The organism is Iodobacter arcticus (assembly GCF_042664895.1).
Taxonomy (GTDB): Bacteria; Pseudomonadota; Gammaproteobacteria; order Burkholderiales; family Chitinibacteraceae; genus Iodobacter; species Iodobacter arcticus.
In genome coordinates this window covers 48,543-73,103 of the sequence record NZ_JBHTBQ010000014.1, presented here as the reverse complement: position 1 = coordinate 73,103, position 24,561 = coordinate 48,543, and the positions used below count along the sequence as shown (strand labels likewise).

General features: G+C 48.5%; 22 protein-coding genes. 15 read left to right on the top strand and 7 right to left on the bottom strand.

Annotated features, from left to right (window positions below; translation table 11 throughout):
- Window positions 1–46: 46 nt before the first annotated feature.
- On the bottom strand, window positions 47–910 hold the full coding sequence (locus ACFQNF_RS08460) for a lysophospholipid acyltransferase family protein (protein WP_380187564.1): 864 nt from the start codon (window positions 908–910) through the stop codon (window positions 47–49).
- Between the two features lie 272 nt (window positions 911–1,182).
- Complete coding sequence (locus ACFQNF_RS08455) at window positions 1,183–2,070, bottom strand: lysophospholipid acyltransferase family protein (protein WP_380187563.1); 888 nt, start codon at window positions 2,068–2,070, stop codon at window positions 1,183–1,185.
- A gap of 68 nt (window positions 2,071–2,138) precedes the next feature.
- Here ACFQNF_RS08455 and metK point away from each other — a divergent pair, with 68 nt between their 5' ends.
- Window positions 2,139–3,305 (top strand): methionine adenosyltransferase, encoded by a 1,167-nt coding sequence (gene metK / locus ACFQNF_RS08450; protein ID WP_380187562.1) that lies wholly within the window; start codon window positions 2,139–2,141, stop codon window positions 3,303–3,305.
- Window positions 3,306–3,675: 370 nt separating this feature from the next.
- On the opposite strand, the gene ACFQNF_RS08445 is transcribed toward metK, so the two are convergent.
- Together ACFQNF_RS08445 and ACFQNF_RS08440 are read right to left on the bottom strand one after the other, a co-directional pair.
- Window positions 3,676–4,650, bottom strand: a complete 975-nt coding sequence (locus ACFQNF_RS08445; RefSeq protein ID WP_380187561.1) for a choice-of-anchor A family protein — start codon at window positions 4,648–4,650, stop codon at window positions 3,676–3,678.
- 290 nt (window positions 4,651–4,940) lie between these two features.
- A complete protein-coding gene (locus tag ACFQNF_RS08440) occupies window positions 4,941–5,816 on the bottom strand; it encodes a DMT family transporter (protein ID WP_380187560.1) in 876 nt (291 codons plus the stop codon).
- 117 nt (window positions 5,817–5,933) lie between these two features.
- Here ACFQNF_RS08440 and ACFQNF_RS08435 point away from each other — a divergent pair, with 117 nt between their 5' ends.
- The 5 genes from ACFQNF_RS08435 to ACFQNF_RS08415 all read left to right on the top strand — a co-directional run bounded on the left by ACFQNF_RS08435 (window position 5,934) and on the right by ACFQNF_RS08415 (window position 12,420).
- The gene (locus tag ACFQNF_RS08435) at window positions 5,934–6,731 is read left to right on the top strand and encodes an AraC family transcriptional regulator (protein WP_380187559.1); all 798 of its coding nucleotides are present in this window, start codon (window positions 5,934–5,936) and stop codon (window positions 6,729–6,731) included.
- Window positions 6,732–6,941: 210 nt separating this feature from the next.
- A complete protein-coding gene (locus ACFQNF_RS08430) occupies window positions 6,942–8,960 on the top strand; it encodes a DUF2298 domain-containing protein (RefSeq protein WP_380187558.1) in 2,019 nt (672 codons plus the stop codon).
- 45 nt (window positions 8,961–9,005) lie between these two features.
- Window positions 9,006–9,977 (top strand): glycosyltransferase family 2 protein, encoded by a 972-nt coding sequence (locus ACFQNF_RS08425; RefSeq protein WP_380187557.1) that lies wholly within the window; start codon window positions 9,006–9,008, stop codon window positions 9,975–9,977.
- Window positions 9,978–10,037: 60 nt separating this feature from the next.
- Window positions 10,038–10,997: a lysylphosphatidylglycerol synthase transmembrane domain-containing protein gene (locus ACFQNF_RS08420; protein WP_380187556.1), complete on the top strand. Its 960-nt coding sequence runs from the start codon at window positions 10,038–10,040 to the stop codon at window positions 10,995–10,997.
- Window positions 10,998–11,094: 97 nt separating this feature from the next.
- Window positions 11,095–12,420: an NAD(P)/FAD-dependent oxidoreductase gene (locus tag ACFQNF_RS08415; RefSeq protein ID WP_380187555.1), complete on the top strand. Its 1,326-nt coding sequence runs from the start codon at window positions 11,095–11,097 to the stop codon at window positions 12,418–12,420.
- A 176-nt stretch (window positions 12,421–12,596) separates the two neighbouring features.
- On the opposite strand, the gene ACFQNF_RS08410 is transcribed toward ACFQNF_RS08415, so the two are convergent.
- Window positions 12,597–12,995: a YidB family protein gene (locus tag ACFQNF_RS08410; protein ID WP_380187554.1), complete on the bottom strand. Its 399-nt coding sequence runs from the start codon at window positions 12,993–12,995 to the stop codon at window positions 12,597–12,599.
- Between the two features lie 289 nt (window positions 12,996–13,284).
- Here ACFQNF_RS08410 and ACFQNF_RS08405 point away from each other — a divergent pair, with 289 nt between their 5' ends.
- From ACFQNF_RS08405 to ACFQNF_RS08365, 9 genes are all read left to right on the top strand, one after another.
- Window positions 13,285–13,530, top strand: a complete 246-nt coding sequence (locus ACFQNF_RS08405) for a YfhL family 4Fe-4S dicluster ferredoxin (protein ID WP_046350522.1) — start codon at window positions 13,285–13,287, stop codon at window positions 13,528–13,530.
- A gap of 157 nt (window positions 13,531–13,687) precedes the next feature.
- The gene (gene rstA, locus ACFQNF_RS08400) at window positions 13,688–14,413 is read left to right on the top strand and encodes a two-component system response regulator RstA (protein ID WP_046350523.1); all 726 of its coding nucleotides are present in this window, start codon (window positions 13,688–13,690) and stop codon (window positions 14,411–14,413) included.
- A 65-nt stretch (window positions 14,414–14,478) separates the two neighbouring features.
- Window positions 14,479–15,789, top strand: a complete 1,311-nt coding sequence (locus tag ACFQNF_RS08395) for an ATP-binding protein (RefSeq protein WP_380187553.1) — start codon at window positions 14,479–14,481, stop codon at window positions 15,787–15,789.
- A gap of 131 nt (window positions 15,790–15,920) precedes the next feature.
- Window positions 15,921–16,664 (top strand): hypothetical protein, encoded by a 744-nt coding sequence (locus ACFQNF_RS08390; protein WP_380187552.1) that lies wholly within the window; start codon window positions 15,921–15,923, stop codon window positions 16,662–16,664.
- A gap of 161 nt (window positions 16,665–16,825) precedes the next feature.
- Window positions 16,826–17,599, top strand: coding sequence for a trypsin-like serine peptidase (locus ACFQNF_RS08385; protein ID WP_380187551.1), 774 nt, complete (start codon window positions 16,826–16,828; stop codon window positions 17,597–17,599).
- Window positions 17,600–17,631: 32 nt separating this feature from the next.
- A complete protein-coding gene (locus ACFQNF_RS08380) occupies window positions 17,632–18,888 on the top strand; it encodes a glutamate-5-semialdehyde dehydrogenase (protein ID WP_380187550.1) in 1,257 nt (418 codons plus the stop codon).
- Window positions 18,888–19,514, top strand: a complete 627-nt coding sequence (gene nadD / locus ACFQNF_RS08375; protein ID WP_380187549.1) for a nicotinate-nucleotide adenylyltransferase — start codon at window positions 18,888–18,890, stop codon at window positions 19,512–19,514. Before ACFQNF_RS08380 ends, nadD begins: the two co-directional genes overlap by 1 nt.
- Window positions 19,515–19,643: 129 nt before the next feature.
- Window positions 19,644–20,015, top strand: coding sequence for a ribosome silencing factor (gene rsfS / locus ACFQNF_RS08370; protein ID WP_197432968.1), 372 nt, complete (start codon window positions 19,644–19,646; stop codon window positions 20,013–20,015).
- Between the two features lie 55 nt (window positions 20,016–20,070).
- Window positions 20,071–22,230: a CHASE domain-containing protein gene (locus ACFQNF_RS08365; RefSeq protein ID WP_380187548.1), complete on the top strand. Its 2,160-nt coding sequence runs from the start codon at window positions 20,071–20,073 to the stop codon at window positions 22,228–22,230.
- A 95-nt stretch (window positions 22,231–22,325) separates the two neighbouring features.
- On the opposite strand, the gene ACFQNF_RS08360 is transcribed toward ACFQNF_RS08365, so the two are convergent.
- Both ACFQNF_RS08360 and ACFQNF_RS08355 read right to left on the bottom strand, forming a co-directional pair.
- Window positions 22,326–23,774: an ATP-binding protein gene (locus tag ACFQNF_RS08360; RefSeq protein ID WP_380187547.1), complete on the bottom strand. Its 1,449-nt coding sequence runs from the start codon at window positions 23,772–23,774 to the stop codon at window positions 22,326–22,328.
- The gene (locus ACFQNF_RS08355) at window positions 23,764–24,480 is read right to left on the bottom strand and encodes a response regulator (protein ID WP_380187546.1); all 717 of its coding nucleotides are present in this window, start codon (window positions 24,478–24,480) and stop codon (window positions 23,764–23,766) included. The genes ACFQNF_RS08360 and ACFQNF_RS08355 overlap by 11 nt, the downstream gene beginning before the upstream one ends.
- Window positions 24,481–24,561 lie beyond the last annotated feature (81 nt).

Sequence of the window (24,561 nt, the reverse complement as noted above, 5' to 3'; positions counted from 1 at the left end):
CATATCATTGACTTTAGTAATGCGCATAGGTGTTAGCGTTTAACACCTAATATAAATTCGCTTCACCCTCAGGGCGGGTTTTAAAGCGGCGGTGCAGCCAGTAGTATTGCGATGGATGCTCTCTTACCCGCTCTTCAATAAATGCATTCATCCTTGCCGTATCGGCCAGCACATCTTCACTTGGGAAGTTTTCCCATGCTGGGTAGTAGCGGCAAACGAAACCACTTTTTGTCAGCGTCGTTACCACAGGCACCACGCGCGCCTTGCCCATCAAGGCCAAGCGAGACAAACCCGGCACGGTTGCCGTTTGAACCCCAAAAAATGGCACAAACACCGATTCCCGCGGGCCAAGATCCTGATCGGGCAAATAGTAAAAACACACGCCCTGCTTAATCGCCCTCAAAATACCGCGTATGCCTTCGCTACGCTTAACTAATAGCGGCTCATTAAAGCGACGACGCCCCCGCAAAAGCAGCAAATCAAAGGCATTATCATGTGCAGAGGAATACATCGTTGCACCGCGATGATCCACCATATGCCGCGTGCCACCGAAATCCAGCCCTAAAAAATGCGGTGCCAACAAAATGAGATTCTGGTCTTCTACCGCAGAAAAATGCTCCAGCCCTTCACGGCGAACCAATTTTTCAATCTGCGCCTGAGTGCCAAACCATAATTTGCTATAGAGAAAAATACAGGTGCAAAACTCACGATAATGCTGCCTGAGTATCGCCTCATGCTGGCCAGCGGGCCACTCAGGAAAACACAACTTTAAATTAACCAGCCCGATTTTGCGGCGGCTTTTTACTGCGATATACAGCAAGGACCCCAATACCGCCCCAAAACCTCGCAGTACAGACTGTGGTAAACAACTTAAACACCAAAATATAAACAGTAAAAAACGATAAATCATAGTGGCCTGAAAGATAAAAACAACACATCTATAAGTAAGCTAAACGAAAACTTTGCGGGATAAAAACTGTATATTTTGTAAGGAAAATGGCTCCTAAAATAGCACTAGTGGAAACTTCCCCTCAGCAAAATCTTAAACCACAGAGAACACAGAGTTTCACAGAGAAAAACAAAAAGAGGACTTAGGTTTTCTCTGTGGGACTCTGTGTCCTCCTTTTACTCTGTGGTTTAAGATTTAGCATTAGCTACAACTTCCACGCACCTGTACCAGAACTACTCCACTTCCCCATCGGGTAATGGCGCACCAGCGGGGCGCTTATAACGGTTATAGCTCCATAAATACTGGCTAGGTGCACGGCGGATCATGGCTTCTACATTGCGGTTCAAAATAGTCGCATCGGCTTGTGCATCCCCTCCAAACGCCTCATCAAGCGGGGCGAAATGCATTTTAAAACCACGCCCCCAAGACAAACGCTCGGCAAAACACATCAAGATCACCGGTTGAGTAGATTTACTTAAGCGCGGCAACAGAGTCATGGTGTAAGCAAGCTTACCAAAGAACGGGGCCCAAGCTCCCTCACCCGCCCCAGGAGCCTGATCGGGAAGTATATAAATGGCTTGCTTCTCTTTTAAGGTACGCAGTAAGATCTTTACGCCACTGGCATTCGCTGGTGCGGCACGGCCATTGGCACGGTTGCGGCCCGTCACCATCAGCGGCTCTAGCCATTTAAGTTTGGGTGGGCGATATAAAGCGGCCAGCACGCAAGGGATCTGTGTGCTTATATACACTCCACAGACTTCGATTCCACCAAGATGCGGAGAAACAAACATCATAGGCCGACCACTTTGCAAAGCCGCTTCAACATGCTCCCAACCATCGCGCTCCTTCACCCAGCGACCAACCTGCTCAGGCGTTCTAAGCCACGCTGGTAAAAGTTCTAAGGCCCCCATGCCATGGGCGCTCACACTTAGGCGGTGCAATCGCTTATAATCTCCGCCATTTTGCGCAATACCCGACTGCTGCAAGTTGGCAGCCAAACGCTGTCTGTAGCGTGGCGATAACAGCCAAGCCAGCCAGCCAAGCAAGGCCCCAAGGCCATGAAATAGCCATAGGGGCAAGTAAGCAAAAGGTTTTAGCAGCAGCATCAGGTTTTTACGCATCCAAGGGCAGGCTTCGGATTCTACCGGCAAAATAGGCTGTTAAGCCCCTCTTTGACAGGGAAACAATTATGAAAGAATTCCTCTTTACCTCCGAATCAGTTTCTGAAGGGCATCCGGATAAGGTCGCTGACCAAATTTCCGATTCCATCCTTGACGCAATTCTGACGCAAGACAAGCATGCGCGTGTTGCGGCAGAAACACTGGTTAATACTGGCCTTGTGGTGCTGGCCGGTGAAATTACCACCCACGCCAATGTGGATTACATTCAAATCGCTCGCGATACCATCAAGCGTATCGGCTACGACCATAGCGATATCGGCTTTGATTACAAAACCTGCGCCGTGCTGGTGGCTTATGACAAGCAAAGCCCGGATATCGCTCAGGGCGTTAACGAAGGCCAGGGATTAGATTTAGACCAAGGCGCTGGCGATCAAGGCCTGATGTTTGGCTATGCTTGCGATGAAACACCGCAGCTGATGCCGATGCCGATTTACTACTCGCACCGCCTGATGCAGCGCCAGTCAGAAGTTCGCAAAGACGGCCGCCTGCCTTGGCTACGCCCGGATGCCAAATCGCAAGTAACGGTTCGCTACGATAAAGATACTGGCATGGCGACAGGCATTGATACGATTGTGCTGTCTACCCAGCACCACCCGGATGTTAGCCACGCTCAGCTTTCTGAAGCCGTGATTGAAGAAATCATCAAGCCAGTAATTCCGCCAGAGTTATTAGTCGGCACTAAATACCTGATCAACCCGACCGGTCGTTTTGTGATCGGCGGCCCGATGGGCGATTGCGGTTTAACCGGCCGCAAAATCATTGTTGATACCTACGGTGGTGCGGCCCCTCACGGCGGCGGTGCATTTTCGGGCAAAGACCCATCCAAGGTAGACCGCTCAGCCGCTTACGCTGGCCGTTATGTGGCAAAGAACATCGTTGCAGCAGGGATTGCCAAGCAATGCTTGGTGCAAGTGTCCTACGCAATTGGCGTGGCACAACCGGTATCGATCATGGTGGATACATGGGGCACAGGTAAATTGCCTGAACACGAAATTGTTGAGCTGATTAAACAGCACTTCGATTTACGCCCGAAAGGCATTATCCAGATGCTGGATCTGCTGCGCCCGATATACACACGTACTGCGGCTTATGGTCATTTCGGCCGTGAAGAGCCAGACTTCTCGTGGGAGCGTACAGATAAAGTTGAAGCTCTGCGCGCAGCAGCCGGGCTGTAACTTCAGAAAATGCTGCTGTTAACGCACAAGAATCACGCTTCTCATGGGAGAAGCATTGATAAAGTTGAAGCTCTGCGCGCGGCAGCTGGGCTGTAACTTCAGAAAATGGTGCGGTTAACGCGCAAGAGTCAGGCTTCTCATGAGAGAAGCATTGATAAAGTTGAAGCTCTGTGCGCGGCGGCTGGGCTGTAACTTCAGAAAATGGTGCGGTTAACGCGCAAGAGTCAGGCTTCTCATGAGAGAAGCATTGATAAAGTTGAAGCTCTGCGCGCGGCAGCTGGGCTGTAAGTACTGCATCAATGCTGGATCATTCCAGCCTGATAAAAAACGGGGAAGCCAAAGCTTCCCCGTTTTTTTATGCCTGCTGCAATTATTTTTTATTGCGGCGGCGCATCATCAAACCCACTAATCCCAAGCCCATCAAGGCATAGGTTTCCGGCTCTGGCACTGGGGTAGTTAAATTGCCCTTAAATGGCTCATAACCTAATTCCAAATTACTTTCTAAGGAATTAGCAACCAAAGTGCCTTCAACGTGTGCTTGGCCGTAAATCGCTGCCTGTGGCGCTAAAATGCTACCCCAGACAAAGGTATTAACCGACAGTTTTGTTGCCGTTGGCAAATTAAACAGGATATTACTGCGCATCGCTTCCATCTGGCCTAACTGGCCGCCCGCTAAAACAATATCGCTAAAACTGCCTGTGTAATTAATAATAACCGTTGCATCTTTTTTAATGTCGGTTAATTTTAGATTTAAAAATTCACTGGCTTTTAAATTAAATACCTGACGATCAGACTTATTATCGCCCTTTAAAGTAAACCCGCCATTTTCATTAATGACCTGACCGTTAGTTTTATCAGCGGCAAGGCTTTTAGATAGGGCCGTTAAATCTTTTTTGGCTTTATCAAAATCCACTACAGAGCTGATCTTAAAACCTGTACGTAAATCAGCCCAACCACTTTTATTAACGATTTTGCCACCCACAACGCCGTAGCCGTCTTTAAAAGCACCCAGCTCTTGCTTTACATCCGGGCCGTAGCTTGTATTGTTATCTACTTTTGTTTTCGAGCCATTGTAGATATCCAGCCGCTTATCGACCATATTTCCTCTGACCACCAAGGAAGGTCCTTTTGTGCCATAAGCATTACGATAGCCAATCGTATTTAAAGTCGCTGCCGTTAGATTACCGCCAACAGCCAACTTACCTTCTACGTCATTACCGCCATTTACATTAGAAAAGAAAAAACCACTGTATTCATTAGCAATTCCTAAATTAGAAATTGCTGCTGATGCGGGTTGAGCAAATGCTAATATGGCAGCAGAAATCAAAGTAAAACGAGCAATCATCGCATACCCCTCTTTTGTGATTAATGCAAAAGAGGGGATTATGACGAGTTCATTCAAGCCTAGGGTTTTAATTTAGTAATCTGCCAGCAATAATGGATAAACATTTCAGCGCTCAACAACCTATTTGCTACTAAATTGTTTTCTGGCTAGCCTTCCTGACACAAGCAAACACAAGGTCTTAGCTAATTAAAAGCACCTACGTAAAACACACTACACACAATTTTACGGGCTACTTGTTTATGAAAAAAAACAGGTATTTTGTTAAAAAAACCCAACAAATAATATTTTGCTTATTTATTCAAAAATGACCAAGACCTGAGTTGCGCCAAAATAACGCCAAAGAGCACCAGCCCCCCGCCCAGCAAATGAAAGCCCTGAATCTTCTCGCCTAAGCTCACCATCGCAATCACAGCCGTAAAGAGCGGTAATAGATTCATAAATACCGCGGTACGATCTGCGCCAAGGCGGTGCACACCTTGCATCCAGCAATAGGCTGCAATCAAGGATGAGGCAATCCCGGCAAACAACACCAAACCAACACCTTGTGCAGGAATCGCCATCGTTTGTGCGCTAAACGCCACCGGAATCAAAATCACCACCGCCAGCAAGATCTGAATATACAAATTATGCCAATGGCTAAATGGCAAAGCCCAGCGGCGCAATAAAATACCGTAAAGCGCGTAAGCCACAGTGCCAATCAGCATCAAGGCATCGCCATGGTTAATCCCGCTCAATAACAAACTAGCCGGATGCCCCTGCCCCAGTAGATACAGGACACCACAAAGCGAACAGAAAACCCCTAAGGCTGCTGCGGCACTTGGCTTGGTTTTCGTCATCAAAGCATTCAGCAGCAAAGATGAGAGCGGAACCAAAGAAGTAATCACGCCCATATTGGTGGCCGTAGTGCTATGCGCTGCGTAATAGGCGATGCATTGAAACAACACCATGCCTAGCAGTGCCAGCACTAGAAATTTACCTAAATAGGGGCGAATAGCGAGCCGTTGTTGCCAGACTGCTTTCAGGCAAAAAGGCGTGAGCACTAAGGCGGCTAAAAACCAGCGATAAAAAGAAATGGCGGCAGGATCCAGCACGCCCGCTGCGGCTTTGGAAACCACGGTATTGGTGGCCCAGATCATGACCGCCAGCAGAGGAAAAAGGATGGGCATAAAGCGTGTCTTTCTAAAATGATGAATTGCCACTAGTATAAGCTTGTCTTTTTTAATGCAAGTACGCCAAAACAGACATTCCATATTTAGAAACAGACAAGTTTAAGTAAATATAAAATGCCCAACACCTACTTTGCCGCCGATTTAGCCCTGCCAGCGCCAAATCCACTGTATTTACGCTATCAACAGATGCAAGCTGACACTCAATACAGTAGCCACAAGCATCCTTGGGGGCAGTTGAGCTGGATTAGCCTAGGCGTTATGGACCTCGAGTTAGAGCAGCAGCACCTGATTGCACCCGCCAATTACTTAACCTGGGTGCCGGCAGGTATCCCGCATTCTGCCTATGTGCGCCAAGCGCTCAATTACACATCCATCTATGTTTCAGCCCACTTAGCCCAGCTACTCCCAAAGAAAGCTTGCCTGCTCACCAGTACCCCGCTAATCAGCGCTTTAATTTGCGACTTTAGCCAGCGGCAGCTTAGCCATATGCAGGATAAAAGTGATCAAAATCAGGCAGAGCTGCTCATTACCCGATTAAGCCAATGCAAATGTGCACCAAACTTCTTACCCACTAGTAGCGATACGCTGATCGCGCCCATTTTAAAAGCGCTGCAAGCCGAGCCAGATAACGCCCGAAGCTTAAGCAGCTGGGCCAGCGAAGTGCATAGCACTGAGCGCACACTGGCTAGACGTTTTCAAAGCGAGCTAGGAATGAGCTTTGGCCAGTGCCGCAATCGCATTCGTGTTTTACAAGCGCTGGCGTGGTTAAAAGAAGACAAAACCATTCAAGATATTGCTTGGCGGCTTGGCTATAGCACGCCATCGGCTTTTATTGCCATGTTTAAACAATTAATCGGCCTTTCGCCGGAGCGCTACCGGCAGCAAATGCAAGAGGGCCGCTCTTATTTTTAATGCATGAAAATAGCTTCAATCCGTAATCAAAAACGCTCACCTTTCTAATCCTCCCATTACATTTATTACAAGCATGCGAAAGGTCGATGAATCTATGCAATCAACATTAATAAAAAGCACATTGCCATTTGTAATTAATGCAGAAATAGGATAAAAACGAGGCTCAAGCGCTCATCGCCTGAATATATAAAAATAAAGGGATGCTCACAGATGACGATGATTCACCTCGCCGCAAGCCTAGCCTTGCTGTGGCTGCATTTGGCTGGCCTCACCTTAGTGCTGGGCCAGTACTTACCCTATGCCATCGCCAGAGCATCGGGCGTGCTATTGATTACGCTGCTGATGTTTTTTATTGAGCATTTTATTGGCTTAGGTAATCTCAATGGTCTTTGGCCAATCACGGTAATTCTTGCCGCAGCCTCTCTTTATTTATTTAAACAAGAAGCCGCTAGTCGCCGCTTTAAAGCGGCCGAAATCGCTTTCCTATTAGCGCTGGCCTATGGGCTGATTTGGAAATTTATATTCCCAGCGATTTACCCAACATCAGAGCGAGTCACCGATCTTTACTTTATGGCCAATTATTATTCGGGCAGCGTGTTACCGCCGCCCGATCATTGGTTTGCTGGCCATCGCTTTGATTTCTATTACGCCTTTCAGCACTACGCCGCTGCGCTGATGGGCAGGCTGTTTGGCTGGGATATTGGTTTTACCTATAACATCGCCTTTGCACTTTTAATGGCATTGGGGCTCAGCCTTGCATGGGAATTTGCCACACGTTTTGTCGCCAGCCGCTTGCATCGCCTAGTGCTGATTGTTGCCCTGGCCCTTGGTGGCACGGGTGTTTCACCGCTGTTAAATTTATTTGTCACCCCCGTCAGCGATAGCCCAATCAGTTGGCAGGCTAATGATGAAATGTGGGCCAGTGCGCGTTTTATTGGCAGCTACGATGCGCGAGTTAATACGGATTTAGGCCAGCGGCTTTTCCCCCTACTCACCGTGGAAACCAAGCCAACGCCTGATTTTGAAGCGCGAGATTTACCGCTAGAAAACTTTGGCTATCAGTTTTTCCTCGGCGATTACCATCCGCCGCTCGGTGGCTTCTTTCTGCTTTTTTTAGCACTGGCACTGATCGCATGGCTAGAGCAAAAACGGAGCGATCAGCCTGATGAAATCCTCCACGCCCGCTTTGCCCAAGGCCTGCTCGCCCTCACGCTACCGGTAATGCTCATCACCAATACATGGATCACCCCCATGCTGGCCGTGCTGCTGTTTACCTGGGCAGGCTGGCGGCATTACTGCAAAAATTCACCTGCCTGGGGCGCTATTTTTGCTGGTGGCACACTCGGATTTTTGCTGATTTATCCATTTTTAGCCGGTTTTGCCAGCCAAGCAATCGGCACGCCGATCCGGCTAGTGCACAGCATTGATCGCACACCGATTGCCCAATTTATCCTGCTGCTCTGGCCGCTATTAGCGCTGTTTGCACTGGCCCTCACCGAAAAACGCCAACGCCCGCTGGCCATTGCCCTCGTCATCGCCTTTGCCATCATGCTGCTCTTGGGCGAATTTATCTTTGTTGATGATCCTAGCGTGGGCAAATTCGAGCGCACTAATACCACGATGAAATGGTGGGGCTGGATGTGGAGCGGTGGTCTCTTGGCGGCAGGTGCAATGGCATTAGGATCAGGCCGCCGCTGGGTGCGCAACGCTGCCGCCGCCGTTTTGCTGCTTACTTGCAGCTACGCCATCAATACCGCGCAATATATCTGGCATACCCCAAAAGGCGATCTAGGCAAGCTGGCTGGCACACATTGGTTTAGCAATGATGCGCCGGTGAAAGACACCATTCAGTATCTGAGCCAAGCGCCAAAGGGCATCGTGCTAGAAAACTGGCTGGGTGATGCTTACACCAATCAAACGTTATTCTCGCTCTATGCCCAACAGCCTTCTTTACTCGGCTGGCCTAATCATGTCAGCTTGTGGCATGGTGCACCTCAGGAAATCTGGCTGCTTAATCAGCAAATTAAAGACTTCTATTTAGGAACACAAAGCAATCCATTGGCTTGGCTGAAGCAAAACAAAGTTCAGTATGTAGTATGGGGCAGACCAGAGAGTACATCGCCAGCTTGGCAAACGATTAATTCAGCCATTGCCGCAGAGTATGACTGGCGACCTTTCCTGGAAACACCCGATACCCGCATGGGGCTTTGGATCAAAAGACAAAAATAATAATGAGCCGGCATAAGCACGGCCCATATCACCGAGGATGACGAGATGCTACTGTCGATTGTCGTGCCCTGTTACAACGAAGAAGCCGTCATTGCAGAAACGCTGAAGCGCCTGTCTACCTTTAGCCGTGAGGTAAAGGGCTTAGATATTGAGTTTATTTTTGTCGACGATGGCAGTAAAGACGCTACGCGCAGCATCTTAAAACAGCACGCTGCGCACGATCATCGTATTCGTTTGATTGGTTTTTCACGCAATTTTGGCCATCAAATTGCAGTGACCGCAGGTGTTGATGCCGCTCGTGGCGATGCAGTGGTGCTCATCGACGCCGATTTGCAAGACCCGCCCGAAGCCATCCACGGCATGATAGAAAAATGGCAGGCAGGTTTTGACGTGGTTTACGGCACCCGCACCGATAGGCCCGGCGAATCGGCGTTTAAACGCGCCACCGCCAAAGGCTTTTACCGCCTGCTCAATCGCCTATCTGATGTGCCAATCCCTCTGGATACCGGCGACTTTCGCCTGATGAGCCGCCCCGTGATCGACACGCTGCGCGCCATGCCCGAGCGCGATCGCTTTGTGCGCGGCATGGTCAGCTGGGCTGGCTTTAAACAGATTGCATTGCCTTATCAACGCGCCAAACGCTTTGCCGGGGAAAGCAAATATCCACTATCTAAAATGATCCGTTTTGCCAGCGATGGCATTATGTCTTTCTCTGCCAAGCCTTTGCAGCTGGCCATGGCGATGGGGATGGGCACGTCTTTGCTGGCGCTCATCGGAATCTTTTATGCACTGTTTTTACGCATCTTTACCAATATCTGGGTAGAAGGCTGGACGGCCTTAATGATTGCAGTGCTGTTCTTAGGCGGGGTTCAACTGATTTGCGTCGGTATTTTAGGCGAGTACATTGGCCGTATTTACAAAGAATCCAAACAAAGGCCCTTATATGTCGTGCAAGAATATTGTGGCTTTAACGATGAAATCGCTTTCTCACGCAGCCCCGTAGTCGATAGAAAATAATCGATTGATCGCCATAAGCAGCAAATGGCGGGTTTTAGCCGCTCCTTTTAAAGAATTTTTATGAAACGTCATATCCGCAGCATTATTGGTCTTATCGTTGCCATTTTTTTAATTGGGCTGATTTTTCAGCAAACCGATGGTATTCAGCTAATCGCGGCGATGAAGGGCAGCAATCCGCTTTGGCTGCTTGCAGGATTAATCATTTTTTCACTGGGACTTGTTGGCCGTGCAGCTCGCTGGAGCAGCATGCTGCGCACCCACAGCCCAAACGCCACACCACGCGCCTGCCTGCAGCCTTTTTTAAGCAGCCTAGCGCTCAATAATATTTTGCCTTTTCGTGCAGGCGATCTGGCCCGCACTTTTGCATTTAATAAGGAGCTTGGCACAGGCCCAGGCCAGGTGCTTGCCTCTTTATTAGTAGAAAGACTGCTCGATTTAGCCAGCTTGCTCTTGTTTCTGGCGCTTGGCTTATGGGCTTTTGACATACACAGCCTGCCCACCTTTGGCAAAGTAGGGGCAAGTGGTGCCGCGCTCATCGCCCTGATTATTTTTGTATTATTGGCTTTCCCCCGTTGCTTACAAATTTTTATTAATGCCTGCCTGAGCATCATTCACAAACTAGCGCCCAATAGTGGCAATCATTTGGCCGATGAAGTGGCAGACGCCATCAAGCTACTGGCAACTCTTGGCGGGCGACGCATTCTGCCGCTGATCGCCATAAGCCTGATCGTTTGGGGATTAGAAGGGCTTACTTTCTGGTGCGTAGCGCAAAGTGTGCCGGGGCTGATCAATAGTGCAGGCGCATGGTTTGCCCTGCCGCTCGCCACACTGGCAACGCTTATCCCAAGCACTCCCGGTTATGTGGGCACCTTTGATTACTTTGCCATCCTTGCCATGAAACTAACAAATAATGACAGCGTGCCCGCTGCCGCCTTTGCCTTGATTGCCCACTTACTGATCTGGCTTCCTCCCACCTTAGTCGGCGGAATATGGCTATTAATTTCCCGGAAGAAATCATGAAGGAATACACCATCGCTGATGAGTTTACTCAATCAGAAATGATCACCGCCGCTTGCCTTTCAGTCATTCATCGCTGTTTGCTTTCCCGGAGAAATAAATGACGACCCAGCACACTCAAGTCGCCATCATTGGTGCAGGTTTTACCGGGCTGGCTGCCGCTTATGAATTAGTTAAAGCGGGAGTTAGTGTCACCATTATCGAAGCCGAGGCCAATATCGGCGGCCTTGCTGCGGCCTTTGATATTGGAGATAAAGCAGAAAAACTAGATCGCTTTTATCACCACTGGTTTACCAATGATTTAGAAGTGATGCAGCTGATTACTGAGCTGAACCTTTGCGATAAAGTAAAAGTAAATCCCAGCAACACCGGCATGTATTACGCCAACCAGTTTTTTAAGCTCTCCACCCCTTGGGATTTGCTTAAATTTAAACCGCTCGCTTTTCCTGATCGAATCCGCCTTGGGCTACTGGCATTAAAAGCACGCAAAGTAGAAAACTGGCAGGAGCTGGAAAACAAAACCGCCGCAGAATGGCTCACCGAGCTGGGTGGTGCAAATGTGTATCGTATCGTTTGGGAGCCGCTATTACGCGGTAAATTTGGCGCGGTAGCCGAGCAAATTTCTGCCGTTTGGTTCTGGAATAAACTCAAACTACGCGGCGGCAGCCGAGGTAAAAGCGGAGAAGAGCGGCTGGCCTATTTTAAAGGTGGCTTTGTTGCCTTAGTCGACGCGCTGGCCGCCAAAGTTAAACGCTTGGGTGGTGAAATTCAAACCAGCAACCCCGTATTATCCATCCAGCCCGAAGGCAATAGCTGGCGGATTAAAACCGCAGGGGGCGATATTCTGGCAGACCGGGTGATCTCTACCCCTGCCCTGCCCTTGCTGGCACAAATGATTGAAGACTGGGCCAGCCCGGAATACTTAGCCAAACTCAACCGGATTAACTATCTGGCCAATGTCTGCCTTGTGCTGGAGCTGGATCACTCGCTGTCTGACACCTATTGGCTCAATGTAAACGATCCTAGCTTTCCCTTTGTGGGCGTGATTGAGCACACTAACTTTCAGAGCATTAAAAATTACGACGGCAAGCACATCGTTTACTTATCCAAATATCTGCCGCATACCGATGCACTGTATTTAATGAGCGACGACGAGCTGCTCGCCTTTGCCCTGCCCCACTTAAAACGCATGTTCCCCAAATTTGAAGATGCATGGATCAAAAAACACCATGTTTGGCATGCTCGCTGGGCGCAACCTGTAGTTGAAAAGCATTACAGCCAGCTGATTCCTGCCTGCGAAAGCCCTAAGCGCGGCCTCTTTTTAGCCTCGATGGCACAGATCTACCCAGAAGACCGAGGCACCAATTACGCCATCCGCGAGGGACGAAGAATGGGCAGGCACTTGAGTGATTTGATTCAGCCTTGATTAACTGGCTGGTGTCATACACAAGCCATACCATGCAGCATGGCTTTTATAGGGTGTACAACGACGAAGTCGTTGCGCACCGAGAGCCTAGGTGAGGCATGAACTTGGGAAATTATTTGAAGCCACCACGTAAAAAAAGCCCCAGACGGGGCTTTTTTCAATCGGGCATCCAATCATTAACCAAATAACTTACCCTTCAACATATCTAAACCTGCGGCCAAAACATTATTGCCTTCTGGCACTTCGCCATTAGGGGTGAGCTTATCCACCAGTTGCGGCAAATATTCTGAAATTTTTCCGGCAGCTTCAGTTGGATCAATCCCCAGCTTCTCTGCCACCGAAGCCACTGCATCGCTACCCAGCACAGCTTGAATTTGCTCGCCGCTCACTGGCAAATTATCCCCGCTACCCACCCAAGATTGAACTAGCTCGGATAAACCACCATTTTGAAACTTCTCTACCAAACCAGAAATGCCGCCTTGCTGCTCCAACACGCCAGACAAAGATTGCACCAAGCCTTCTGGCAATTCTTTCCCCCCCAAAAGCTGCCCAGCTAATTGATCTAAAAGTCCCATACGGTTTGCTCCTAGCAAGATGTGTGAATAGCTATTCTGCCCTAAAAATACATCATTTGTTCAAACGGCAAAGGCGATAATAAAGACATGGGCATACTGAATCAGGATTAAGCTTCATACATTGTATTAATCCCACACATTAAGCCTCAATCATCAAAAAAATGCCCCAAAACTAAACACTCGCTCCATCTGTCGGCTCAGCTTTTTTACAGCACCGTTGTCGCGGCATGGCAGAACATGGGACAATTTGCTTATCTATTTTTTATTGCATTGCCAAGGATTTAGCATCATGGCCCTAATCATTACCGATGAATGTATCAATTGCGACGTCTGCGAGCCAGAATGCCCAAACAGCGCAATCAGCCAAGGCGATGAAATCTATGTCATCGATCCTAATCTCTGTACCGAATGTGTTGGCCATTATGATGAGCCACAATGCCAGCAAGTGTGCCCGGTTGACTGTATCCCGCTAGACCCTGAGCACAAGGAAACCAAAGAAGAACTGCATCAAAAATACCTGATCATCAGCGCCTAAAGCCTTTAAGCAGCGAAGTGTATTGCGCCATTTAGAAATAAAAAACAAAGCAATATGCTTCGCCCACTGTTGTTAGAAGTACCTTTTTTATCTCCACCCAAGCCGTCATAAGGCTCTGGGCCTCTTTGCCCGCTATCCCATTCCAGAGAATATTCTAATGAATCACCGCATTCTTTTTGTTGAAGATGATGCTGAACTGGCGGAACTGGTTGGTAGTTATTTACGCTCGTTTGAATTTAATATTGAAGTCTTGCCTGATGGCAGTGGCTTAGTTGAGGCGGTACGCAATAATCCGCCCTCGCTGGTGCTGCTCGATATTATGCTGCCCGGCAAAGATGGCCTGACCTTGTGTCGGGAATTACGCGAGTTCTGGACTGGGCCTGTGATCTTGCTCACTTCGCTCAATAGCGATATGAACCAGATTTTAGGTTTTGAAATTGGCGCCACCGATTATGTGGTGAAAACCACTCCCCCTTCAGTGCTGCTCGCCCGGATTCGTGCTCATCTGCGCAAAACAGCAGGCGGCACCCCCATCGTATCCTGTGCCGCCCCCGCGCCCGATCGCTCCACGCTTAATTTTGGCCAGCTTTTAGTAGATTTACGTAATCGCACCGCCAGCTATCGCGGCGAAGCATTGGGCTTATCAACAGGGGATTTTGATTTGCTCTGGGCTTTAGCCAGCCAGGCCGGGGATATTTTATCGCGCGATCACTTATTAAAAGTATTACGCGGAATTGAATACGATGGCATGGACAGGAGCATCGACGTGGCGATTTCCCGTTTACGTAAAAAGCTGGACGACGATCCTAACGAACCGCGCAAAATTAAAACCATACGCCACAAAGGCTATTTATTTGCCACCGATATTTGGTGGCAGGAATAAGCCTTTCAGCCATCAGGGATCAAGCTCGCCTTGATCCCTGCACCCTCACGATCTGACAGCTAAATATGCGCCAACTCTTTTTACGTTTTTATCTCACCGTAGTGGTTTGCTTTTTAGCCTCGTCCCTCGTTATTGGTGCGCTGTATAAAAACCTGCTCGAACGCAGCAATGAGCATTACCTCTCTGATATTTTCAAAACCACGATCAGTGTGATTGAATCCGCACTTGGCGATTTACCTTCATCTATTTGGCACGATGAGGTAAAGCGCCTTAAAAATAAACTCCCCCTACCGGTAGAAATTGAAACGCTGAGCACTTACACACTCAGCCCGGCAAATCAGCAGGCGCTGGTTAATGGCGATATTATTTTTTTGCAGAATCAAGACGTTTACCTGCACCGCATTCCCGATACAGGCCTGATGGTTGTTCTTGGTCCTGTGCCTTATTTACAAAGATTAGATAATTTCGCCTGGGCCGATTTAGTGGCCCTGCTACTGATGTGTGCAGCATTAGGCCTGCCTACTTGGCTATGGCTGCGCCCGCTATGGCGTGATCTGCAACATATGGCAAGGCAAAGCCGCCAATTGGGGGAAGGAGACTTCAGCACTCGCGTGATCTTGCATGAAGGCTCTACGCTTAATTCGCTCGGCGTAACCTTTAATCGAATGGCGCACGATGTAGAAGAACTCACCGCTAGCCGCAAGGCCCTGATTGATGCGGTATCTCATGATTTGCGTACACCACTGGCACGGCTGCGTTATCGGCTGGAAGCGATTAAAAACGGGGCAGAAAGCGGCCAGCAAATTATTGCCATTGAACGAGATCTAGGCCAGATCGATGAGCTGATCGAAGAATGGCTCACTATGTCTACCCTGGATAAACCACACCTCAATTTAGAAACACAGCCCATCGAAATATTGCCTTGGCTCAAACGCCAAATCAGTGAATTTAGTAGCCAGGGCAATATCACGCCCGACTTAATTAATCTTTTACCAGGAAAAACGCCTTTTCTTGAGGCCGATAGCCATTACCTCACTCGGGCACTTGCCAATTTAATGGGCAATGCAAGGCGCTATGGCGGTACAGAAATAGTGCTCACGATCGAGTGGGAAAACGGCATCGCCAAACTACATGTCGATGATAATGGCCAAGGGATCCCTGAATCTGAGCGCCAGCGCCTATTGCAACCCTTTGAGCGCTTAGAAGTCAGTCGCAATCGCCAAACTGGCGGCTTTGGCCTAGGGCTAGCCATTGTTTCTATGATTATGCGCGGACATAAGGGTGCGGCCTTAATTAACGATGCACCTTTGGGTGGCGCTCGCGTGACATTATGCTGGCCCACTCCACTCAAAGATGGCAGGTTGGCACTGAAGTAAGGTCAAGCCTTTGGCCAATACGTACATAGCGTTACAGACTGCTACCAAGGGCTTATCGAGTTTTAAAGAGGAAGTGTTGATAATCCATTCCATAGCAACACTAATCAAATACTCCCTCAAGGAATAAACAAATGAACAAGCTTCTTGCCGTATTGCTCGCTACAGTTTTCGTTTCAGCTACTTCATTCGCTGCTGACACTACTGCTTCTACCGCTTCTACTGTTAAAGCAGTTAAAGTAGAAAAGCACGCTAAGAAAGCAAAAGTAGCTCCAGCTTCTGCTGCTTCTACAGTACAAAAAGCTCAATCTAAGAAAGTAGCTGCTTCTGCTGCTTCTACAGTACAAAAAGCTCAAGCTAAGAAAGTAACTGCTTCTGCTGCTTCTACAGTTCAAAAAGCACAAGCTAAGAAAGTAGCCGCTTCTGCTGCTTCTACTGTTCAAAAAGCTCAAGCTAAGAAAGTAGCCGCTTCTGCTGCTTCTACAGTTCAAAAAGCACAAGCTAAGAAAGTAGCTGCTTCTGCTGCTTCTACAGTACAAAAAGCTCAAGCTAAGAAAGTAGCTGCTTCTGCTGCTTCTACAGTTCAAAAAGCTCAAGCTAAGAAAGTAGCCGCTTCTGCTGCTTCTACAGTACAAAAAGCTCAAGCTAAGAAAGTAGCTGCTTCTGCTGCTTCTACAGTTCAAAAAGCTCAAGCTAAGAAAGTAGCTGCTTCTGCTGCTTCTACAGTTCAAAAAGCTCAAGCTAAGAAAGTAGCCGCTTCTGCTGCTTCTACAGTTCAAAAAGCTCAAGCTAAGAAAGTAGCCGCTTCTGCTGCTTCTACAGTTCAAAAAGCTCAAGCTAAGAAAGTAGCTGCTTCTGCTGCTTCTGCTGCTAAGTAATCGCATTCGCTGTGCCAAAAACGGGGACTTCGGTCCCCGTTTTTGTTGTTTATAAAGATACCTTTGGATAAGGAACCTAAGCGTAGATTACTTATCCAAATCTGTCTTACTCTCCTATCCCCTATGCAATAAGCGGGATAACTCACTACTGAAAACAAATTATGAAATACGTACTTACCTTCCTTGCCTTAATCCTTTCTGCCAACAGCTTTGCCCAAACCAGTAAGGAAAACAAGGCCCTGTTTTTTGGGAAAGATGATCGCGTTTTTATTAAAGCACCTTATGCTCAGCCTTTTGCCGCCATTGGACAACTCGAAACAGCCGCAGCAAGCACTTGCACCGCCACCTTAGTGGCTCCCGATTTAGCGATTACCGCCGCCCATTGCTTTTTAATGGAAGCAAAAAAACTGGATGCGGGTCGCTGGTTTAAAGCGGGCTTTTACAAGGGTGAGTATCAAGCTCGCTATCAAGTATTATCGCAATCGTTTCACCCGCGCTTTAAAAAAGGCTTAGTTTACAAAGGCGAAGATGTTTATATCCAGGATTCTGCCGCCGCCTATGACATTGCGTGGTTAAAACTGAAGCTAATTGACGGAAAAGCCCCAACGCCCTTGCCCTTATTTAGCGGCAATAAAGCAGAATTAAAAGCCATTATTGCGACCAATAAATCCTTAGTGACCCAAGCCGGCTTTGCCGAAGACCACGACAGCGAGCTGACAGCGCATCAGGGTTGCAAAATCACCCGTTTACGCTCAAACAATACGATTTATCATCGTTGCGACACTTTAGCGGGAGATTCAGGCTCACCCATTTGGCTCAATAGTGAAGCTGGCCCCTTGATTATTGCGGTGCAAAGCTCCGCTCCGGATTGGTTTAATCGTAAAAAAGCCGATAACGTCGGTGTAACAGTCTTGCAACTACCGCCTAAACCCTGATAATTACAACTCAAAGGCGAAAAGGTAGAGAAATGGATATCAAAGCTTATATGCAGCAAGTGGGTCGCCAGGCCCGTGCGGCCAGTCGGCACATGGCAAAAGCCGATACGCAGACCAAAAATCAGGCATTAAATGCGATTGCCGATGCGCTGCTGCGCGATGCAGATGCTTTGCTTGCAGCCAATAATCTCGATATGGAACAAGCCAAACAAGATGGCCTAGAGCCAGCCATGCTTGATCGGCTACTGATTACACCTAAGACTATTGAAAGTATGGCCGATGGCCTGCGTCAGATTGCCAGCCTGCCCGACCCCGTTGGCGAGATGAGCGATTTCAAATTTCGTCCATCCGGCATCCAGCTCGGCAAAATGCGTGTGCCTTTGGGCGTGATTGGCATTATTTACGAAGCCCGCCCTAATGTGACAGCAGACGCCGCTGGCCTCTGCATTAAATCGGGCAATGCCACCATTTTACGCGGCGGCCGCGAAGCCTTTCATTGCAATCAAGCCATCGCGCTCTGTGTAAGCGAAGGCTTAAAAGCAGCGGGCTTGCCGACCACTGCCGTACAAATTATTGAAACACCTGATCGCGCCGCCGTGGGCGAGCTGATCACCATGAGCGAATTTGTGGATGTGATCGTACCGCGTGGGGGAAAAAGCCTAATTGCCCGCATTGCGGCCGACGCACGTGTGCCCGTCATCAAGCATTTAGATGGCATTTGCCATGTGTATATCGACGATGAAGCCGATCCAGTTAAGGCGATTGCCATTAGCGACAACGCCAAAACGCATCGTTATGGCACATGCAACACCATGGAAACACTGCTGATTCACGAAACCGTTGCCGAGCTGATTTTGCCTCCGCTGGCCGAAATCTATGCCGCAAAAGGTGTTGAGCTACGCGGCTGCGCTAAAACGCTGGCCGTGCTGCCACAAATCAACGCAGCGACAGAGGAAGACTGGGCCACCGAATACCTCGCGCCCATTTTATCTATCAAAATCGTCAGCGATTTAGACGATGCAATCGAGCATATTAATACCTGGGGCAGCCATCATACCGATGCAATCATCACTGAAAACTACACAAAATCACGGCAATTTTTGCGTGAAGTAGATTCATCCAGCGTAATGGTAAATGCCTCTACCCGCTTTGCCGATGGCTTTGAATATGGCTTAGGGGCAGAAATTGGCATCTCCACTGATAAAATTCATGCTCGCGGCCCGGTTGGCTTAAATGGCTTAACCAGCGAAAAATGGATTGTTTTTGGCAACGGCGAAATCCGTAGCTGATGCAGCAGGCGCTGGGCATTTACGGCGGCACTTTTAACCCGGTGCACTTTGGACATTTAGCCTTAGCTCGTGCCTTACGAGATACCTTTGCTTTAAGCGAAGTCCGGCTCATTCCAACGGGTGTACCACCACACCGCACACCAGGCGTAAGCGCTATGCAGCGTCTGGAATGGCTTAAACTTTCTTTAATTAGCGAGCACCAGCTCAATGCTGATGATAGAGAAGTAAGAAAAGGGAAGGTTAGCTTTACTTTTGACACCCTGACAGAATTACAACAAGAACAACCGCATAGCCTATTAGTCTGGCTGATAGGTGGCGATTCATTCGCTCATCTGCCAAGCTGGTACCGATGGCAAGAGCTGTTGGAAATGGGGCATTTAGTGGTTGCCAATCGCCCCGGTTTTGACAAACTCCCCGCAGACATAGCAGGGGAATTTGCCAAACGATATGTAGAAGCGTCCCCGCAAGCCTTGGCTCGGGGTAAAATCAGCGTATTACCTACGCCGCTGATGCCCGTTTCTTCAACGACCGTACGTGAGAAGCTTGCACGCGGTGAGGATGTAAGCAATCTAAGCCCAATTGCCGCAATATTGCAGCAATCGGGTCTTTACTCTAAAAACACTTAATGTGCTAAAAACACCTATGTGTTTTTATATTTTGAAATACTGCTTTGTTGAATTACTTATCAAGCAGCACAGCTATTGCGGCCACTTTGCAACAGCCACTTTTTACTTTGGAAACACATAACAATGGCAATGAACGAATACACTCAAGCAATGCGCGCACTTGCAATGACCGCACTGGAAGACATCAAGGGCAAAGACATTATTGACCTAGACACCACGGAACTAACCGATCTGTTTGATTGCATGATTGTTTGTACAGGTGACTCAAACCGCCAGGTTCGCGCATTAGCGAATAATGTAGCCGTTGATCTAAAAGCCAAGGGCTATGAAATCATGAGCACCGAAGGCCACGAATCCGGCGAATGGGTACTGGTTGATGCAGGCTCACTGGTTGTGCATGTAATGCTGCCACCTGTTCGTGATTACTATGATCTGGAACAACTCTGGGGTGGTCAAAAACCAACATTCAGCCCGCTTGGCAAGCCTTGGAGCGCCGTATAAGGAAGTTCTGCTACCTTAGATTCTTAAGGTAGCAAAGTAAGCAGAGACCCACTTAATGAGTATTTTATCGCTATCGCGCAAGTATCGCGTAGCACTACGCAGTTTCGTAGTGGGGCTTCTGCTCACAACCTGCTTACAAGCATGGCTTAATTTTCAACACCAAGGCCACGCCCAAACCCAGCTCGATCATCTTGCTCGCGACTATGCCGAGCGGGTTGAATTCAAACTAGATGCAGAAATTAACATTCTGCGCGGCATACAAAATGCCTTTATTGCCAATCCTAATCTTAATAAAAAAACCTTTTCTACTATTTTAAAGCAACAAAATATTCAAGGCCGCTTCCCTGATTTTGTTTCTGTCCATTTTATCAGAGAAGTAAAAACAGCTGATTTAGAAAGCTATATTGCACAACGCAAACTTGACGACCCCGGCTTTAGCGTTAGCCTAAACAGCCCCCGCCCCGTATACCAGATTGTTGATTATGTGTTCCCTGAAAATGCACCGTTGTACGAGCCAGCAGGCGCTGACATTAGCTCGCAAACCAGTAATTTAATCGCAATTGAATACGCTCGTGATCAGGGCCGTGGTGTAGCTTCTCCTGCTTACCCGCTCAATGGCTATAAAAATACCCCACTTGGTTTTGTTATCCATTTTCCGATTTATATACCGAATAAACCAATCACCAATCAAAAGGAAAGACGAGCCGCCTTTGTGGGATCAGTGGGTGCTATCTTTACAATTGAAAAAACGGTGACATGGTTAGCCAAAGATGTAGAAAAAAACATACGCCTGCAATTGCAAGATACAGGCGCAACATCAGGCTTAAATGAGCAGAAAAAAAGCCAGATCATCTACCCATATAAAAATAAAACACAGCTTGCACCAAATAATGAATTAACGGCGAATGCCTTAATTCAGTTTCCGGGTCGGCAATGGCGTCTTAGCCTCTATGCCCCAGTAAGTGCATTTCCTCAGCCCAGCCTGTTAAATTATATGCTATGGGTTTTAGGTATTTCTCTTTCTGCTTTTATTGCAATGCTATTGCAACGCCAAAGAAACAGCCGCGAATCAGCATTAGATTTAGCAGAACAAATCACTCAGGATTTGCGTAAGAATGAGCAACACTACCAACAAATGGCTCAGCTTACTGAGGAATCACATGATTTAATTATCAGCCGTGATTTACAAGGAAAAATCATCTATGCCAACCGGGCTGCACGCCTCTATTTTGCAGATAGCACCCCTATTTTATTAGGAAAAAACAAGCCACTATTACTTTCTGCCGAACTGGCGATTAATGAAACGCCTATTTTGCAAGAATGCCAGCACAGCAATGCAGAAGGTGAATTGCATTTTTTCGAGCTTACTTTATTCCCGCTTTATAATCAGGAAGAGAAATACGTAGGCTCGGCCATGTTTGCCCACGATATTACCCAGCATAAAGAATTATTTATAGAGTTACAAAAAAGCCGTGAGCGCTTTGCATCACTGGTAGAGATGTCGGCGGATTGGTATTGGGAACAGGATAAAGATTGCCGGTTTACGCAAGTTTCACCCGGCTTTTTTAAGCGGCATGCAATAAACCGTAAATCAGTGATTGGCCATCAGCGCTGGGACTTAAGTGACGGGCGCTTATCCAGCGAAGAATGGCGCGTGCATAAAGCACAGCTTGATGCCCATAAAAGCTTTCATGATTTTATTTATACAATGCAAGCAGGCTCAGGCAGCCTCATTGTCCGTACCTCAGGCCAGCCTTATTTTAATGAGCAAGGGGAGTTTCTTGGCTATCGCGGAATAGGGCATGACATTACCGCCAGCAGAAATAATGAACAAGCCGTTCAGCTAGAGCAGCAAAGAATTGCTTCAATATTAAATACCATGGCCGATGGAGTCATTACCCTCGCTTTAAACGGCGATATTGAATTTATGAATCCAGCGGCCATTCATTTACTCAATTGCCGAACGGCCACAACCATAGGCAAACATATTGATCATATTTACCGGGTTATTTCTGCAGAAGAACACACACCGCTGGCTTCGCTGCTATCAATCGCGCTCAGCGCAGTAGAAACCACTCCCGAGCCCAGAGAAGTACTACTGCTGAACGCACGCAGCCACTCTATGCTGATTTATGAATCGCTGATTCATTTGAAAAACAGTAAGGGAACGCTGACTGGGCTGGCTTTGATTTTCCACGCAATTCACCATAAATAGACACCCATCCAAAAGCTCTCCGGCAAAGCATGCTGGCAAAGGCCGTGCAATACGGCGAAGAGGTATGCCGACACTTGGGAATTTTTGCGTAAACATCATGGCAAGGTGACTGAAACCAATAAGCCCCCTTGCGGATGGTTGCTCAGCTTCAGCTTTCCACCATGAGCCTGCACAATATTTTGCGCAATACCCAGCCCTAAGCCCATGCCCTGCTGATTGCTATTTCTGCCGTGCTCCAAGCGTGTATAAGGCTGAAACAGCGTTGGCAACGCCTCAACAGGCACACCGGGGCCATCATCATGCAGGGTAATGCAAACCCCGCCGCCCTCCACAGGGCTTGCCGCAATACGCGCCCTTTTGCCGTAAAACAAAGCATTATCCAGCAGATTAACTAAGGCACGGCGCAAAGCCAGCGGCTTGGCGCTCACTTTTAAACCACAGGGCTGATACACCACATCATGCCCGGCCAACATTGCATCCCTTACCATGCGGCCAATCAGTTGATCCAGAGCCAGCTCAGTATGGTTTTCATGGATATCGGTGTCTTTTACGCTTTGCAAAGCGCCTTTCACCATCATATCCAGCTCGTCTAAATCCTCCTGAAATGCCTGGCCCGCTTCTTCATCATCAAGCAATTCTGCACGTAATTTCAGCCGGGTAATCGGCGTGCGCAAATCATGTGATATCGAGGCAAACAGACGTTCGCGATCTTCCAAATAAAGCTGGATTCTCTCCCTCATCGCGGTAAAAGCACGTGCTGTGCGCACAAATTCGCGGCTGCCTGTTTCTGGCAATGCGGGCGATTCGCCCTTACCAAAAGCGACCGCCGCTTCGGACAGCGCTGCAAGGGGCTGGGTAATCCAGCTCACCACCAAAATCGACAGCAGCAACACAGTAGCAAGGGTTAAGCCCTGCAAAAGCAGGCGATCAAACGGCAATGGATTGCCATTGTCTAAAAAGTAGGGATCGGGCATTAAGGTGGCTAAATACAACCAACCACCCGGCTCGATTTCTGCCTGAATCACCAACACAGGCGCGGGGCGGGGCTTGATCAGCAGGGTGTGCTGTACCCATTCTTCAGGTAAATCGGCGACCGTTACCCCCTCATCCGATACCACCAAGCCATCGGGCATAGCAAAGCCAATCCGCACATCCGATAGCCTTGGCAGATCATGGCTTAAAGTCACCCGTACCATGTCCAGCACCGCTTTAGACAGCGCCGATTCGGGGATATCTTGGATCTCGACGGGTGCACGATTAACGCTAACAAAAAATCGAGTGCCGCCCATATCGCGCAATTGCTCGATCAGGATGGGGCGATAATTCGGCGGCAAACTTTGAAAAAAACGCACCGCACTGGCAGCCCCAGCGCCAATATGCTGAGCAGCCGCACCGACCTCTAGCGCGGCTTTGGTTTTAAGCTGATTGGCCCACAACCAGTTACCAATCAGCATGGTGGTCAGCACCCCGAGCACCATGACGAGCGATAGACGGCCCAGTAAAGAAGGCGGCATCAAGCGCCGCGCCCAAGGGCTAAGGCGCATGGCTGCTCGTCACTTGGGCGGAGAAAACATAGCCCGCTCCCCTAACGGTTTTAATCAGCTCTGGCTGTTTGCCATCATCGTGCAGGCGCTGACGCAAGCGGCTGATTTGCACATCTAATGATCGATCGAGCGGCCCCACATCCCGGCCTCGGGTTTGCTCGGCAAGGATATTTCTATCCAATATCTGCCCAGAATGCTCGGCAAAGTATTTAAGCAGCTGAAAATCCAATCCGGTCAGCACCACATTCACCCCCGCCGGATCGGTCAGGCTGCGCTCGACGGTATCGAGGCAAAAGCCAAGAAAATGGTAGTAGCGCGGGGCAATGGAGCTATCCAAGCCACTGCGGCGATGAATCGCCTTGATACGCGCCAGTAATTCACGCGGATTATAGGGCTTGGCAATATAGTCGTCCGCGCCCAGCTCTAGCCCCACAATTCGATCAGTTTCATCCGAATTAGCGGTCAGCATAATAATCGCCACATTCGATTGCCGCCTTACCGCTTGGCAAAGCGCAAAGCCATCGGTGTCGGGCAGCATCACATCCAAAATCACTAAGCTTAACTCTTCCTGATAGCGGGCAAATTCCGCCAGAAAGCTAGCACCATCGTGGGCAAGGTAAACCTCGTACTGGTTTTTTTCCAGATAGGTTTTAAGCAGGGTGCGGGTTTTTTGATCGTCATCGACCACTAAAATTTTACGACTCATGGGTGGCCTTTTAATTTGGTAACTGGCGTTACATTGCTTATCTTTTTAGTGCCTGCGGCACGTTGATTTAGGTGCGGCATC

Coding starts and splice junctions, on each gene's coding strand:
- ACFQNF_RS08460 (WP_380187564.1), bottom strand. CDS start 910: ATGATTTATCGTTTTTTACTGTTTATATTTTGGTGTTTAAGTTGTTTA.
- ACFQNF_RS08415 (WP_380187555.1), top strand. CDS start 11,095: ATGACGACCCAGCACACTCAAGTCGCCATCATTGGTGCAGGTTTTACC.
- ACFQNF_RS08385 (WP_380187551.1), top strand. CDS start 16,826: ATGAAATACGTACTTACCTTCCTTGCCTTAATCCTTTCTGCCAACAGC.
- ACFQNF_RS08425 (WP_380187557.1), top strand. CDS start 9,006: ATGCTACTGTCGATTGTCGTGCCCTGTTACAACGAAGAAGCCGTCATT.
- metK (WP_380187562.1), top strand. CDS start 2,139: ATGAAAGAATTCCTCTTTACCTCCGAATCAGTTTCTGAAGGGCATCCG.
- ACFQNF_RS08435 (WP_380187559.1), top strand. CDS start 5,934: ATGCCCAACACCTACTTTGCCGCCGATTTAGCCCTGCCAGCGCCAAAT.
- rstA (WP_046350523.1), top strand. CDS start 13,688: ATGAATCACCGCATTCTTTTTGTTGAAGATGATGCTGAACTGGCGGAA.
- ACFQNF_RS08410 (WP_380187554.1), bottom strand. CDS start 12,995: ATGGGACTTTTAGATCAATTAGCTGGGCAGCTTTTGGGGGGGAAAGAA.
- nadD (WP_380187549.1), top strand. CDS start 18,888: ATGCAGCAGGCGCTGGGCATTTACGGCGGCACTTTTAACCCGGTGCAC.
- ACFQNF_RS08355 (WP_380187546.1), bottom strand. CDS start 24,480: ATGAGTCGTAAAATTTTAGTGGTCGATGACGATCAAAAAACCCGCACC.
- ACFQNF_RS08380 (WP_380187550.1), top strand. CDS start 17,632: ATGGATATCAAAGCTTATATGCAGCAAGTGGGTCGCCAGGCCCGTGCG.
- ACFQNF_RS08365 (WP_380187548.1), top strand. CDS start 20,071: ATGAGTATTTTATCGCTATCGCGCAAGTATCGCGTAGCACTACGCAGT.
- ACFQNF_RS08455 (WP_380187563.1), bottom strand. CDS start 2,070: ATGCGTAAAAACCTGATGCTGCTGCTAAAACCTTTTGCTTACTTGCCC.
- ACFQNF_RS08420 (WP_380187556.1), top strand. CDS start 10,038: ATGAAACGTCATATCCGCAGCATTATTGGTCTTATCGTTGCCATTTTT.
- ACFQNF_RS08395 (WP_380187553.1), top strand. CDS start 14,479: ATGCGCCAACTCTTTTTACGTTTTTATCTCACCGTAGTGGTTTGCTTT.
- ACFQNF_RS08405 (WP_046350522.1), top strand. CDS start 13,285: ATGGCCCTAATCATTACCGATGAATGTATCAATTGCGACGTCTGCGAG.
- ACFQNF_RS08360 (WP_380187547.1), bottom strand. CDS start 23,774: ATGCGCCTTAGCCCTTGGGCGCGGCGCTTGATGCCGCCTTCTTTACTG.
- ACFQNF_RS08390 (WP_380187552.1), top strand. CDS start 15,921: ATGAACAAGCTTCTTGCCGTATTGCTCGCTACAGTTTTCGTTTCAGCT.
- ACFQNF_RS08445 (WP_380187561.1), bottom strand. CDS start 4,650: ATGATTGCTCGTTTTACTTTGATTTCTGCTGCCATATTAGCATTTGCT.
- rsfS (WP_197432968.1), top strand. CDS start 19,644: ATGAACGAATACACTCAAGCAATGCGCGCACTTGCAATGACCGCACTG.
- ACFQNF_RS08430 (WP_380187558.1), top strand. CDS start 6,942: ATGACGATGATTCACCTCGCCGCAAGCCTAGCCTTGCTGTGGCTGCAT.
- ACFQNF_RS08440 (WP_380187560.1), bottom strand. CDS start 5,816: ATGCCCATCCTTTTTCCTCTGCTGGCGGTCATGATCTGGGCCACCAAT.